Consider the following 15491-nt stretch of genomic DNA (forward strand, 5'->3'; position numbering starts at 1 on the left):
AATGAGAAGAGTATTATTCATTTCAGCCCTTGCAATTTTGGCCGCCTGCTCTAAGCCAAAAGACAAAAAAGCAGAATTAGCTGAGCTAAAACAGAAACGCACAGAGCTAGATGGCCAAATTGCCAAACTGGAGAAAGAAGTTGGAGGCAAGGATTCGTCGGCAACCAAAGACGTAACGGTTTATGATGTTAAATCTGCAGCTTTTAACAATTACATAGAGATCCAAGGCAAAGTCGATGCCGAGCAAAACGTAGAGGTGAACCCAGAAGTACAGGGTATTGTTACTGCCGTTTATGCCAAGATTGGTCAAACCGTAAGCAAAGGCCAGGTATTGGCGCAGGTAGACGATAATGTTTTACGTCAGAACATTGCGAAAATGCAAACCGACTTAGATTTATCAACCAATCTATACAATCGCCAAAAAAACCTTTGGGATCAAAAAATCGGCACCGAGGTACAATACCTAAACGCCAAAAGCCAAAAAGAAGGTTTAGAGCGCCAGATGAGCGTATTGCGTACTCAATTGGCTCAATACAAAATCAAATCGCCTATTTCTGGTAGCGTAGAGCAAATGGACCTGAAAGTTGGCCAATCTGCTGCACCTGGCATGCAAGCCATCAGGATCATCAATGCCAGCACCTTAAAAGCCAAGGCACAGGTTGCTGAAGCTTATTTGGGCAAAGTTGGCCAAGGCGATAATGTAAGGGTTATTTTCCCTGACTTGCAAGACAGCTTGACCACCAAAGTATCTTTTGCATCAAAAGTGGTTGATCAGGCTTCGCGAAGCTTTAACATTGAGGTAAACCTGCCATCGAACAAAAAATACCGTGCCAATATGATTACGGTATTAAAGGTTGTGGATTACTCCAACCCTAATGCCATTATCGTTCCTGTTAATGCTATTCAAAATGCTGAGAACGGAAAATATGTAATGGCTGTAGTTAACGGAAAAGCGCAACGCACCACCATTAAGGTTGGAAGAACGATTGATGGCAAAACCGAAGTATTATCAGGCTTAAAAGCCGGCGATAAAATCGTAACAACTGGCATCGAAGACCTGAACGAAGGCGATCCGGTTAAGTATTAATTAGTGAATGAAGGAATGATTCAATGAAAGAATAGTGAATGGAAATAGACACATGTCGAAATCATTCTGACATTCAAAACTCAATCATTCAAAACTAAACCATGAACAATGAAAGACGTTAACAAAGAGTTTAAACCTTCGAGTTGGGCTATCGATAATAAAACGGCGATCTATATCATCACTATCATGATTACGATTGCAGGTATATTTGCCTACAACTCTACACCAAAAGAGAACTTTCCGGAAGTAATCATTCCGAAAATCTTTATACAAACCACTTATCCTGGCACCTCCCCAGAGAATATGGAGACATTGGTGACCAAGCAATTGGAAAAAGAAATCAAGGGTACACAGGGTTTGAAGAAAGTTACTTCCAACTCTTATCAGGATTTCTCTATCATTACTGCAGAATTTGGCACAGATGTAGATATTAAAGACGCCAAACAACGCGTAAAAGATGCGGTTGACAAAGCTAAACCAGATTTGCCAAGTGACTTGCCAGACGATCCTGTAGTTCAAGACATCAACTTATCTGATTTGCCGATCATGTACCTGAACATTTCTGGAAATTTCGATTTGAAGAAACTGAAAGAATATGCCGACGACATTCAAGACCGAGTTGAGGCTTTGCCAGAAATTTCGGGTGTTGACATCGTAGGAGCTTTGGATCCAGAAATCCAGATCACGGTTGACATGAACAAAATGGCTGCCGCCCAAATCACTTTTACAGACATCGCCAATGCTGTAGGTGGCGAAAACGTTAATGCTTCGGGCGGTACTGTAAAAATGGATGGCCTGCGCCGTACGCTCAACATTAAAAAAGAGTTTAAAAATGCAGAGCAGATTGCCAACTTGGTCATTAAAACCCCTACCGGCGCCGCTGTATACCTCAGAGATATTGCTGAAGTAAAGGATGCCTTTAAAGAACAAAATAGTTATGCCCGCTTATATGGCAAGAACGTAATTACACTTAACGTTAAAAAACGTTCTGGCCAAAACTTAATCGAAGCTTCTGATAAAATCAATCAGATTATTGCCGATATGAAAGAGCACTCTTTGCCAAAAAGCTTAGAGATCAAAATCACTGGCGATCAATCTGACCAAACCCGTGTAACCCTACACGATTTGATCAACACGATTATCATTGGCTTTATCTTGGTAACCATCATTCTGATGTTCTTTATGGGGGTAACCAATGCCCTGTTTGTGGCCATGTCTGTACCACTTTCCATGTTCATCGCCTTCTTGGCAATGCCATTTTTGGGAGGGCTATTCGGCTTCAGCTTTACCATGAATATGATCGTACTCTTCTCTTTCTTGTTGGGATTGGGTATTGTGGTAGATGATGCGATTGTGGTAATCGAGAATACCCACCGTATTTTCGACAATGGCAAGGTGCCTATTGTAAAGGCAGCCAAAACAGCTGCAGGTGAGGTTTTCGTTCCGGTATTTTCAGGTACCTTAACCACGCTAGCTCCCTTCTTCCCTTTATTGTTTTGGCCAGGGATTATTGGCAAGTTCATGTTCTTTTTACCGGTTACCTTAATTGTAACCTTGTTTGCCTCATTGATTGTAGCTTATATCATCAACCCAGTATTTGCGGTAGATTTTATGACACATGACGACCATTCGGCCAATAAAAAGCCACATTTCGACAAGAAGACCAGAAAAACCCTATTGATTATGGGCGGTATTGCCCTTATAGGTTACCTGATTAATATTGGCGTAGGTAACTTTGTAGTTTTCTTAGCCTTATTATACCTGCTCAACCATTTCTTCTTAACTAATGCAGTTAAAACATTCCAGAACAAGGTTTGGCCTGGTTTCCAAAATAGATATGTAAAAGTATTGCATTGGGCGGTTGAGCATCCTAAAAAACTAATTTGGGGAACTTTCGGCTTGTTCTTTTTAACCCTAATTGTTTTTGGTGCCTTGGTAGGCAGTGGACGACAAAAGATCATCTTCTTCCCTTCTGCCGATCCAAACTTCGTGTATGTATATGTAGGTCTGCCGGTAGGTACCGACCAAGCTTATACCAATGAAGTAGTAAGAAATGTTGAACAAAAAGTTACTGCAGTTTTGACTAAAAATGGCAGTGTAGATCCGGTGGTTACCTCAATTATTTCGAACGTAACCGTAGGTGTAACCGATCCACAAGATGAAGATCAGGGCGAATATCCAAATAAGGGCAAAGTGACCGTAGCTTTTGTTGAATTTGGCAAGCGTAACGGTGTAAATACGGCCACCTATCTGGATAAAATAAGGGAAGCCGTTAAGGGCATTCCTGGTGCTCAGATATCTGTAGCCCAAGAACAAGGCGGTCCACCAACAGCCAAGCCAATCAGTATCGAAATTACAGGCGATAACCTGGATTCGATTGTAAACACATCAGAAAAATTAAAGAAATATTTGGTAAATAAGCAGATTGCCGGTGTGGAGGAATTGAGATCAGACTTCCAGAACAACAAGCCTGAGGTAATTTTTGATATCGACAGAGAAAGGGCTAATCGTGAAGGCATTTACACTGGTCAAATTGCACTTGACTTGCGTGCAGCTCTATATGGGCGTGAAATTTCCAAATTTAGGGATGACAAAGAGGATTACGAAATCAACGTTCGTGCTCAAGACGACCAGAAAAACAACTTGGAAGTATTGCGCAACATGAAGATGACTTATCGCGATATGGCCATGGGTGGGCAAATCAGACAAGTGCCAATCTCTTCTTTCACAAATATCGACTATGTAAATACCTACGGTGGCATTAAGCGCAAGCAGCAAAAAAGAATTATTATCCTTTCATCAAACGTATTGAGCGATGCCAACCCTAATCAAGTGGTGGCCAATGTGGCTCAAGAGGTTGCTCAATTTAAGGTACCAAGAGGCGTAGAAATCAGAATGGCCGGCGACCAGGAAGAACAGGCAGAAACCATGGGCTTTTTAGGTACCGCTTTCTTAACCGCCATTGGTTTGATCTTGATCATCTTGGTAACGCAATTCAATTCCATCAGCAAGCCTATCATTATTTTGGTAGAGGTATTGTTCAGTTTGATTGGTGTATTGGGTGGCTGTATGCTCTTTAACATGCCGTTCTCGGTAATGATGTCGATGCTTGGTATCGTAGCCTTGGTGGGTATCGTGGTAAGGAACGGTATCTTGTTGGTAGAGTTTACCGAGCTATTGATTAGTCAGGGAAGTACCGTAAAAGATGCAGTGATTGAAGCTGGCCGTACCCGTATGACACCGGTATTGCTTACTGCAACAGCTACCATGCTAGGTTTAATTCCTTTGGCAGTAGGTTTGAACATCGACTTTGTTAAACTGTTTACAGAATTAAATCCACACATTTATTTTGGTGGCGATAACGTAGCATTCTGGGGGCCATTATCGTGGACAATGATCTTCGGTTTGAGCTTTGCTACTTTCTTAACCCTGATTCTGGTTCCTTGTATGTATATCGTAATGGATAAAAATTCGAGGGCCATTAAAGGCTGGTTCAAGAAAAAACCTGTTGCAAAAGAGGCGCACATTGATGTACACCCTGAAACAGATAGTCCAGCGCACTAAACTCCCTCAATTTATAACAATTAAAGCCCTTTAGTCAAAAGATTAAAGGGCTTTTTATTTTGATTTGTCATCCAGAGCGTAGCTAAGGATCTGCCTCGAGATAGATTTATCCTTTAACCTGGGGTAACGATTTTGAAGGTTTTTTGAAAAGCACGGCAGCATGCCGTGGCAAATGCAGCAACTATGTTGGTTGCACCTGCCTACATAAACTAGCCCAAATTGAAGCGGCATCCTTTTTTGCCTTTGCTGGCAAAAAAGATACAGCGAAAAGTTGGACTGACGTTAACCTAAACAAGGGTATTGCGCTTCAAAGCAATAGAAAAAGATCCTTTCGAGTTTAGATGCCGGATCGGTGTCCAGCATGACAAGTCCAGAAATCAGCCAATCCTCTGATCAGCTAGCCACTAATGAACCAATTACCTAATGGCCTTAACCTTTGCCACAATCAGGCTAATGCAAATACCAAAGCAACCAATTACGGCGTAAGAATACCGCAGGCTAGACAATGCCGAGATGTAGCCAATTAAGGGCGGGCCCATTAAAAAGCCAAAATAACTTACTCCCGAAACCATGGCCAAGGCAATGCCGGGAGCTACTTTGGTGTTATTTCCAGCTATGCTGTAAACCATTGGCACAATGCCCGATACGCCTATTCCCACCATCATAAAACCAATAGTGGCTGGCACGAGGTAAGGAAAAACAACCGATAAAAACATGCCTGTTGAAATGATTACTCCACTTACCTGCAACAATCTTTTTCTGCCATAAGCAGCAATGACCTTATCGCCCAGGAACCTGCCCGTAGCCATCATGATCATAAAAGAAGTATAGCCTAAAATGATCAACGCATGTGGCGCCTGAACGATTTCCTTAAAATAAACACCGCTCCAATCGAACATCGCTCCTTCTGTGGCCATGCTGCAAAACCCAATAATGCCCAATTGCACCAATACCCCTTGAGGTTTGGTAAACAGTTTTGGTTTTTCGGTTTGGGTAGGTTTTTTGGCCTCCAACAAATACCGATAATTAATGGCGATATGTGCAAATGCAAGAATAGCAATAATGCAAAAATGCATATAAGGCGATAAATGCAAACTTGTCATCAGCAGGCCTACCAGTGCACCCGAAAAACCACCAACGCTCCATGCGCCGTGAAAAGAAGTCATGATAGGCTTGCCATAATAGGTTTCGCCAGCTACGCCTTGGGTATTTAAGGCAATGTTGCAGAGGTTGCCCGTAATGCCGAACAGAAACAGAAACAGTGCCAGTTGCCAGCCCGTATTGGCCAAAGCCAAATTGGTTAAAGCCAATGCGTACAAAGGAGCACCGATAGTCAGCATGCGTTTGCTGCCAAAAATGGTGGTTAAACGTCCAGAAATAGGCATGGTAAGTAGCTGTCCCAAAGGCAGAGCCAATAAAATACTGCCCAGTTGTGCATCAGAAAGCTGCAGCGCTGATTTTAAATCTGGAATTCTACTGGCCCAAGAAGCAAAGCATAGGCCTTGTCCGAAATAAAAAAGCGAGACCGACAACCGTACTTTTTTCTTGCTATAAGGATGAACTATTGCAGTTGAAGCAAGAATGGGGTCGGCATTTTCAGGCATGGGTAGAAATTAAGGGATAGAAAATAGAAATGCAAATTTCTTCAAATTAGCCGAGAAAACCACAAAAAAAGCCAGTAAAAATACTGGCTTTTGATTTTGATATGACGTTGGGAATTATGAGCCTATAATTTATCTGGCTGATAGAATTTAACCGTTCCATCGTACTCGCCCGAAACGATCAATAAGCTTCTGCCATTCGGACTGTCTTTTGGTTTTACAAAAAGAAGGCCTTCAGGTCCATCACCGGTAGTAAACAACTGCACAAATTTTGGGGCAGCCGGATTGTCTATATTATAAATTGCAATCTGATCTACCCTCTCCATGCCAATAAATGCCAAGGTTTGTCCGTTTACTTGCGCAACGGTAACACCTTCAACTTCCACACCCTTCTTGGTAGAACGTTTATCATCGTATTTACCTGCATTGGCAACAAGTTGCTCTAGGTCTTTTCCAATATTGGCTACCACCTGACCATTAGAAGCGTTGTGAATGCTTAAGCTTCTTCCGCCAACCGCATACAACTCATCGTAATCGCCATCGCCATCAGTATCGCCGGCAGATTTTGTAATGGTGAGCTTACCCATGTTGGCATCTTGCTGAAGCGTAGCTGCATTTGGAAATTTAACTGCATCGAGTTTTACCTTTTTCACAGTTGTTTCCTCTTCGTAGGCATCATATTCTCTGGTATCGCCCTCGTTGGCCAAAGCGTAATAACCTGTACCGCCAGCTGTAAAATAAGAAATGGCATCAGGCAAATAATAAGCCTTTAACGGCCAGGCTTTCGCCTCATATTTATTGTCTTCTGTTACATCGAAAGCATTTTCTGCTAAGCTGATATCCCTGGTGCCCAAAGGCATGATTTTGTTGATGGTGCCCGCAACGATGTCGATTTCGGCTACGGCATTGTTTTCTTGCAAGGTTACGTATGCCTTTTTGCTATCAGGCGTAACGCTGATGTATTCTGGCTCGGTATCTTTGGCCAAAGTAGCATTTGGTCCGTATACCCTAAAGCCATTCGCCATTAAAGCTGCTTTTTGGTTTTCGAAGCCAGAGAAATCCATGGTTTTAACCGAATAGTTGTCTTTTACGTTGATGATCGAGATTGAACCAACCGGATCGATCGTGTAATCCATGCTCGGTTCGCCTTCGTTTGCAGAAAGAATATAGTTGCCGTCTGGACTAAAAGTTACCATATCTGGCAAAGCGCCAACCGCTACCCTTTTTACTTCTTCATAGGTCGAGGCTTTTATAATGGCGATGCTTCCGTTATCTTGTCTGGTTGCGCCACCTAAGGCCACTGCCAAGAAACCATTATAGATAGAAACGCTTGTTGCAGCGCTGCTGTTTGCAAAATCGATGGTTTTGATTTTGGTTACGGTTGGATACTTGCTTAAATCAATCACGTTTACTTTGGCAGTAGTTTCGTTATCAACCACGAATAGTCTTTTGGTTGCCGGATCATAGGCTGCGATTTCTGTAGATGCCTCGCCACCTAAATCAATAGTGGCAGTCTCCTTAAAACTTGCCGGATCTTCTGCAACAATAGGATCTGGAGTTGGATCGTCGGTTTTCTTGTCTTTTTTGCAAGACGCAAAAGCCACTGTCGCAATTAACAATGCGTTAAATAATTTTCTTGAGTTCATGTCTTATCTGTTTTACGGCAAAAATATTTAGCCGTTGACACAGAATTGTTCGCGCCCCGTTATCATTCTGTTAACAAATTATAAACTCACCAAAAACAAAAAATCCCGTAGCAAAAACCACGGGATGTTCAATTATATCTTCGGACTCCTAACTACAGACTTCCGACTAAATATGAATCGCTCTATTATCAGTAGCAGCCAAGGCGGCTTCTTTTAAGGCCTCAGTAAAAGTTGGGTGTGCATGGCAAGTTCTGGCAATGTCTTCGGCCGAAGCACGGAATTCCATTGCAATTACAGCTTCTGCAATCATATCGGCCGCACGTGGACCAATCATGTGTACACCTAAAACTTCGTCGGTAGCAACATCCGCCAATACTTTAACAAAGCCATCGGTATCCATACTCGCTTTGGCCCTGCCACTTGCTTTGAAAGGGAAAGAACCCGCTTTGTATTTCACGCCTTGCTCTTTCAATTGCTCTTCGGTATATCCTACAGAAGCAACCTCTGGCCAAGTATAAACTACACCAGGAATGAGGTTATAGTTGATGTGTGGTTTTTGACCAGCAATGGTTTCGGCCACGTAAATACCTTCGTCTTCGGCTTTGTGGGCCAACATGGCGCCTTTAATTACATCGCCAATGGCATATACGCCTTTAACCGAAGTTTCTAAATGATCATTAACCGGAATTTTCTTGCCTCTTTCTTCAACAGTAATTCCAATTTTATCTAAACCTAAACCTTCGCTGTAAGCTGTACGGCCTACGGCAACGATGCAGTAATCGGCTTCTAGCTTAATGGCTTCGCCTTTCGGGTTATCGGCAGTTACCGTTACGGTTTTGCCTTTGGTGGTTGCGCCAGTTACTTTGTGGCCCATGTAAAACTCCATGCCCAAGCTTTTCTTCAAAACGCGTTGCAGTTCTTTGCCCAAGCCCGCATCCATCGTACTGATGATAGACGGCATAAACTCAACCACAGAAACCTTGGTTCCCAAACGGGCATATACAGAGCCTAGCTCCAAACCAATTACCCCACCACCAATTACTATCATGCTTTTTGGCACTTCCTTAATGTTTAAGGCTTCGGTAGAAGTGATGATGCGTTTTTTATCGATTGGCAAAAACGGCAATGCTGTAGGTTTAGAACCTGTAGCAATGATTACGTTTTTAGCGCTCAAGGTTTCGGTAGAGCCATCAGATTTGGTTACCAAAATGGTGTTTTTATCTACAAAAGAACCTACGCCTTCAAAGGCATCGATTTTGTTCTTTTTGAAAAGGTAAGTGATACCAGCAGTATTTTGCAACACCACATCGTCTTTGCGGGCAATCATTTGCTTCATATCTACCTTTAGATCTTTCAGATTGATTCCATGCGTAGTAAACGTGTGCGCTGCATTGTGGTAATGCTCAGAAGAATCCAATAAGGCTTTTGATGGAATACAACCCACGTTTAAGCAGGTACCGCCATAAGTTTTATATTTTTCGACTACGGCCGTTTTTAGGCCTAATTGTGCACAACGGATGGCACCTACATAACCGCCCGGTCCCGAGCCAATAACAACTACATCGTATTGCATAGTAAAGATCTTTTTTTGTGGCACAAAGTTAAGGAATAGGTTTGAATGTTTTGAGCCTGATTTTCGGAATGTTACACTCCCGTGGTTCAATGGCCGATTGGAGGATTGACATCTTGTTTATCCATCTCCACGCTGCCCTCCCGCTCTGATAGCTCTCAAAGCAACTCCTTTGCTACGTAACCACCACATCTTCCATCTTCCATCTTCCCTCTTACCTCCCACGACTATCGACTTCCGACTCCGGACTTCTGACTCCGGACTTCTGACTCCTGACCTCCGACTTCCAGACCTAGCCTAAAAATGTAACTTCTTTAAATACTTCGCTTTTTGAAATGGGCTTTTTCTATATTTATAGTTTATAACCTATCCTTTAATTATGAACCGCTTAAAATTGATCACTACACTGGTTGGCTTTCTATTGGTGTCTGCTTGTACCATGGCCCAAAACACCTATGTGAAAGACAATTACACCAAAACCGAAACCTACATCAGCATGCGCGATGGGGTAAAGCTTTTCACGGCTATCTATACGCCAAAAGATGCTTCGGCACAGAAAAAATACCCGATCATGATGCAGCGCACCTGCTATAGCATCGCTCCTTATGGCGTTGGCAAATATCCCAATCGTTTAGGTCCATCTGCTACCATGATGAAAGAGGGTTATATTTTTGTATACCAAGATGTACGTGGCCGCTACAAGAGCGAAGGTACTTTTACCAATATGACGCCGGTTATTGATAACAAAAAAGCCAAAACCGATGTTGATGAAGGTTCTGATACCTATGATACCATCGATTGGCTGATCAAAAATGCAAGCAACAACAATGGCAATGTAGGCCAATGGGGTATTTCTTATCCTGGGTTTTATACCGCTGCAGGTATTTTAAGCAATCACCCGGCACTAAAGGCCTCATCGCCTCAAGCTCCAATTTCAGATTTCTTTTTCGACGATTTCCATCATAATGGCGCCTTCTTACAAAGCTATTTCTTTACTTTCCCGGTATTCGGGGTTCAGAAAAAAGATACCACAACTACCGCTTGGTATGGTAGCCAAACGATTAGACCTGGTACTAGAGATGGTTATCAGTTCGGCCTAGACCTTGGCCCCTTAACCAATGCCGACAAATATTACAAAGACAATTTTTATTGGCAGGAAACGGTTAACCATCCAAGCTATGATGAGTTTTGGCAAAAAAGAGGTTTGCTTAAACACTACCAGCCAAACTTAAAAACCGCAGTAATGACGGTTGGCGGCTGGTTCGATGCCGAAGATCTTTCAGGTCCGTTGAACATTTATAAAACCATTGAGAAGAAAAATCCTAATGCCTATAATACCATCGTAATGGGGCCGTTTGGCCATGGCCGCTGGTCTAGCGAAACCGGACATACCATGCACAGCAATGTATATTTTGGCGACAGCATTGCTACTTTTTACCAAAGGGAGATCGAATCGAAATTCTTCAGCCACTTTTTAAAAGGTAATGGCGACAAAAATTCGAGTTTGCCAGAAGCCTACATGTTTGATACCGGCTTAAAAAAATGGGACAAATTCGATAAATGGCCAGCCACTAATGTCAGCAAGCAAAAATTATTCTTGGGTGCCGATGGCAAGCTGACTTTTACCCAAGCGCAGAGTGCTGGTTCGGTTTCTTATATGAGCGATCCGTTAAAACCGGTTCCGTATACTGAAGATATCACCACTACCACTGGCTTTACTCCTCACAATTACATGAGCGAGGACCAGCGTTTTGCCGGCCGTAGACCAGATGTGTTGGTTTTCCAAAGCGATGTTTTAACAGAAGATATAACCTTGGGTGGCGAAATCATGTCGCACCTTAAAATTGCAACTACCGGTACCGATGCCGATTTCTTTGTGAAACTGATCGATGTTTATCCTGCCGACGAGCAAAACAACCCATACATGCCGAACAAGAACATTACCTTGAGCAATTATTGGCAAATGGTACGTTCGGAAATTATGCCGGCTCGTTTCCGCAACAGTTTCGAAAAACCTGAGGCTTTGGTGGCAGGCCAAAAAACAGACGTGAACTTCCGTTTGCAAGATGTGTTGCACACCTTTAAAAAAGGTCACCGCATTATGATCCAGGTACAAAGCACGGCTTTCCCTTTGTTCGCACGCAATCCGCAAAAGTTTGTAGCCAATCCTTATAAAGCAACAGATGCCGACTATATCAAAGCTACACAGACCGTATTTAACGATAGTTTCATCGAAGTTGATGTAATTAAATAAGCCATGACAAACCTTAAATCAATCCTATTTTTAGCTTTAGTTTGCCTATCTGCTGCAGTTTTTGCCCAAGAGACAGATTCTGCTTATGTGCGTAGCCATTACACCAAAATAGAAAGGCAAATTCCAATGCGCGATGGCGTTAAATTGTTTACGTCTATCTATATTCCGAAAGACCAAAGCAAAAAATATCCATTCCTGCTTAACCGTACGCCTTATACCGTTGCGCCCTATGGCGAAGACAAATACAAACTGAGCTTGGGCTACTTCCCCGCAATGATGAAAGAAGGTTTTATTTTCGTTTATCAAGATGTGCGTGGCCGATGGATGAGTGAAGGTAATTTTGAAGATGTAAGGCCACAAACCACCAAAAAAGGCAAAAAAGACATCGACGAGAGTACCGATACTTACGACACGATTGATTGGTTGGTTAAAAACATACCAAACAACAATGGCAATGCGGGTATCTATGGCATTTCTTATCCTGGCTTTTATTCGACCACTTCATTGCCCAATGCCCACCCTGCCTTAAAAGCGGTATCGCCACAGGCACCGGTAACCGATTGGTACATGGGTGATGATTTTCACCATCGCGGTGTCTTATTCTTACAGGATGCCTTTAGTTTTATGAGCAGCTTCGGTGTGCCTCGCCCAAAACCGATTACGCCAGACAAAGGCCCGAAAGGCTTCAAATTTCCTATTCAAGACAGCTACCGCTTTTATTTAGAGGCAGGAAGCGTTAAAAATCTTAAAGACAAATATTTTGCCGACAGCATTAAGTTCTGGAACGATTTATTTAAACACCCAGACTTGGATACCTTCTGGAAAGCAAGAGTTATTTTACCACATTTAACCAATGTAAAGCCAGCGGTAATGGTAGTGGGTGGCTTTTTCGATGCCGAAGATGCTTATGGTACTTTTGCCACTTATAAAGCCATTGAAAAACAAAACCCGGGAGCCAAAAACATTTTGGTAGCCGGACCTTGGTTCCATGGGGGTTGGGTGCGCAGCACAGGCAGCAGCTTTGGCGATATCCAATTTGGCCAAGCCACCAGTACGTACTACCAGGAGAACTTAGAACTTCCTTTCTTTAAATATTACCTCAAAGGCGAAGGCAGCTTTAACGGAGCCGAGGCCAATATCTTTGTAACAGGCAGCAACGAATGGAAAAAATTCAGTTCTTGGCCACCAGCCGAAACAGAAAGCAAAAACCTGTACCTGCATCCTAACGGCAAATTGGCTTTCGAAAAAGTTGGCCGTACCGATAGCTGGGATGAATATGTAAGCGATCCCAATCAGCCGGTGCCTTATCAGGATGGCATTCAGTCAAGTCGATCGCGCGAATACATGATAGACGATCAGCGCTTTGCCTCACGCAGGCCAGATGTAAAAACCTATCAAACTGATGTGCTAACTGAAGACATCACCCTAACCGGTCCTGTTTTGGCCAATTTGGTAGTTTCTACAACGGGTACCGATGCCGATTATGTAGTGAAACTGATTGATGTTTATCCAGAAGATGCGCCTAACCCTAAACCAAATCCTAAAAACCTGATAATGGGCGGTTATGAAATGCTGGTAAGAGGCGAAATTATGCGCGGCAAATACCGCAACAGTTTCGAAAAGCCTGAACCTTTTGTGCCTGGTGCCATCACCAAAGTGAATTATCCCTTGCCAGATGTAGCCCATAGCTTTAAAAAAGGCCACCGCATCATGATCCAGATCCAAAACTCGTGGTTTCCTTTAGCCGATAGAAATCCGCAACAATTTATGGACATTTATCAGGCAGAGCCGAAGGATTTCCAGAAAGCAACGCATAAAATTTATCACGATACCTTTAACAGTTCCTTTATTACCATTAATGTTTTAAAACCATAATAAGCTATATAATGAACCCGACACGATTAAAATAATTGTTAACACACAATGCAATAATTATTTTAATCGTCAAAGGCTCCATCTGATCACTAAAAACAAATAAAAAAATAGATGAAACGAATACTTTTATCGGCCCTTTCCCTGTTGCTGTTCGGTATTACAGCAAATGCCCAGTTAATGGCCTCAAAAAAAACCTATACCCGTGCAGATACACTGAGGGGAATGCTTACGCCTTTGCGCACCTGTTACGACATCAATTACTATCACCTGGATGTGAAGATCAATTTGGACGAAAAATCGGTAAGCGGCAGCAATGAATTTGCCTTTACAGCCACTCAAGATTTCACCAAATTGCAATTCGACCTGTTCGAAAACCTTAAAATAGACAAGATCGTTTACAAAGGTGCCGAACTTCCTTACACCCGTGAATTTGGGGCTGTATTTGTTACTTTCCCAAAAGCCATTAAAAAAGGCAGCAAAGATCGTTTCACGGTATTTTACAACGGCAATCCAAAAGTTGCCCGTAACCCGCCTTGGGATGGTGGCTTTATCTTTAAAAAAGACAAAGCGGGCAATCCCTTCGTTTCTGTGGCCTGCCAAGGTTTGGGAGCCAGTGTGTGGTGGCCAACCAAAGACCATCAAAGCGATGAGGTTGACAGCATGCTGATCAGTATTGCAGTGCCTAAAGATCTTGACGAAGTTTCTAACGGTCGCCTGCGTAGTGTAGTAGATCAACCTGATGGCTATAAACAGCACAACTGGTTTGTTGCCAATCCGATTAACAATTATACCGTATCGTTCTATATCGGCAAATATGCCCACTGGACCGACACCTATAATGGCGAAAAAGGCCCATTAACTATCGACTATTGGGCATTAAAAGAAGACAGTGCAGTAGCCCGTCCACATTGGGATGCAGACGTAAAACCGATGCTCGAATCATTTGAACACTGGTTTGGTCCTTATCCTTGGTATAAAGATGGCTACAAGCTAGTTCAAGCCCCACACTTAGGCATGGAGCACCAAAGTGCCGTTGCTTATGGCAATCAATTTAAAAAAGGCTATTTGGGCAATGATTTGTCAGGTACCGGCTTAGGGTTGAAATGGGATTACATCACCGTACACGAAAGTGGGCACGAATGGTTTGCCAATAACATTACTACCAAGGATATTGCCGATATGTGGGTACACGAAGGCTTCACCAGCTATTCGGAGGCCTTGTTTACCGAATCTACACAAGGCAAAAAAGCCGGCGACACCTATGCCATTGGTTTGCGCAAAGGTATAGGCAACCGTTCTCCTATTATCGGCCCCTACAACGTAAATAAAGAAGGCAGCGGAGATATGTATCCAAAAGGCGCGAACATGATCCATACCATCCGCCAACTGATTAACAATGACGAAAAATTCAGGTCGATTTTAAGAGGTTTGAACCAGACCTTCTACCATAAAACCGTAACCACCGCCGACATTGAGAATTACATTTCGAAGCAAAGCGGCATCAAATTGGATAAGGTTTTTGACCAATATTTAAGGTATTCGAATATCCCGGTATTGGAGTACAAAATCAATAACGGTATATTGTCTTACCGTTGGATTACCGATGTAAAAGGATTTGATATGCCAGTGAAAGTCTCATTAAAAGCTGATGATTATACGTTGATCAATCCAACCAATGATTGGAAAACTGTTAAAATAGACGCTTCTGTAAATATGGACAACTTTAAAACAGAACCTAATTTCTACGTTAAAGTTAAAAAAGCAGAGTAATTAGTCCTTTGTTGGTATACTTCACCAACAGTGCATAATAGAGAGCTAATCTGGGTTAACTAGATTAGCTTTTTAATTTTTCTTCTATCATCACCTGAACCCCGATTCAGGATCTGTTGAGTAA

At 42.6% G+C, this 15491-nt stretch carries 8 protein-coding genes; 5 read left to right on the plus strand and 3 right to left on the minus strand.

Annotated features, from left to right (window positions below):
- Position 1: 1 nt before the first annotated feature.
- Positions 2–1087: an efflux RND transporter periplasmic adaptor subunit gene (locus AC570H_RS14430; protein WP_497355994.1), complete on the plus strand. Its 1086-nt coding sequence runs from the start codon at positions 2–4 to the stop codon at positions 1085–1087.
- Positions 1088–1195: 108 nt separating this feature from the next.
- On the plus strand, positions 1196–4651 hold the full coding sequence (locus AC570H_RS14435; RefSeq protein ID WP_497355996.1) for an efflux RND transporter permease subunit: 3456 nt from the start codon (positions 1196–1198) through the stop codon (positions 4649–4651).
- Positions 4652–5067: 416 nt separating this feature from the next.
- Here AC570H_RS14435 and AC570H_RS14440 read toward each other — a convergent pair whose 3' ends face one another.
- From AC570H_RS14440 to lpdA, 3 genes are all read right to left on the minus strand, one after another.
- On the minus strand, positions 5068–6255 hold the full coding sequence (locus tag AC570H_RS14440; protein WP_497355998.1) for an MFS transporter: 1188 nt from the start codon (positions 6253–6255) through the stop codon (positions 5068–5070).
- Between the two features lie 122 nt (positions 6256–6377).
- A complete protein-coding gene (locus tag AC570H_RS14445) occupies positions 6378–7898 on the minus strand; it encodes a choice-of-anchor I family protein (protein ID WP_497356000.1) in 1521 nt (506 codons plus the stop codon).
- 166 nt (positions 7899–8064) lie between these two features.
- On the minus strand, positions 8065–9471 hold the full coding sequence (gene lpdA, locus AC570H_RS14450; protein WP_497356002.1) for a dihydrolipoyl dehydrogenase: 1407 nt from the start codon (positions 9469–9471) through the stop codon (positions 8065–8067).
- A gap of 376 nt (positions 9472–9847) precedes the next feature.
- Here lpdA and AC570H_RS14455 point away from each other — a divergent pair, with 376 nt between their 5' ends.
- From AC570H_RS14455 to AC570H_RS14465, 3 genes are all read left to right on the plus strand, one after another.
- Entirely contained in the window at positions 9848–11722 is a 1875-nt protein-coding gene (locus tag AC570H_RS14455; protein ID WP_497356004.1) for a CocE/NonD family hydrolase, read from the plus strand.
- 3 nt (positions 11723–11725) lie between these two features.
- Positions 11726–13597: a CocE/NonD family hydrolase gene (locus AC570H_RS14460; RefSeq protein WP_497356006.1), complete on the plus strand. Its 1872-nt coding sequence runs from the start codon at positions 11726–11728 to the stop codon at positions 13595–13597.
- 111 nt (positions 13598–13708) lie between these two features.
- Positions 13709–15367 (plus strand): M1 family metallopeptidase, encoded by a 1659-nt coding sequence (locus AC570H_RS14465; RefSeq protein WP_497356008.1) that lies wholly within the window; start codon positions 13709–13711, stop codon positions 15365–15367.
- The last annotated feature ends 124 nt before the right edge of the window (positions 15368–15491 follow it).

This window comes from Pedobacter sp. B4419, from assembly GCF_059693725.1.

Excerpts from the sequence above, each read along its gene's own strand:
- AC570H_RS14445 (WP_497356000.1), bottom strand. The coding sequence starts at position 7,898 with ATGAACTCAAGAAAATTATTTAACGCATTGTTAATTGCGACAGTGGCT.
- AC570H_RS14435 (WP_497355996.1), top strand. The coding sequence starts at position 1,196 with ATGAAAGACGTTAACAAAGAGTTTAAACCTTCGAGTTGGGCTATCGAT.
- AC570H_RS14460 (WP_497356006.1), top strand. The coding sequence starts at position 11,726 with ATGACAAACCTTAAATCAATCCTATTTTTAGCTTTAGTTTGCCTATCT.
- AC570H_RS14430 (WP_497355994.1), top strand. The coding sequence starts at position 2 with ATGAGAAGAGTATTATTCATTTCAGCCCTTGCAATTTTGGCCGCCTGC.
- AC570H_RS14440 (WP_497355998.1), bottom strand. The coding sequence starts at position 6,255 with ATGCCTGAAAATGCCGACCCCATTCTTGCTTCAACTGCAATAGTTCAT.
- AC570H_RS14455 (WP_497356004.1), top strand. The coding sequence starts at position 9,848 with ATGAACCGCTTAAAATTGATCACTACACTGGTTGGCTTTCTATTGGTG.
- AC570H_RS14465 (WP_497356008.1), top strand. The coding sequence starts at position 13,709 with ATGAAACGAATACTTTTATCGGCCCTTTCCCTGTTGCTGTTCGGTATT.
- lpdA (WP_497356002.1), bottom strand. The coding sequence starts at position 9,471 with ATGCAATACGATGTAGTTGTTATTGGCTCGGGACCGGGCGGTTATGTA.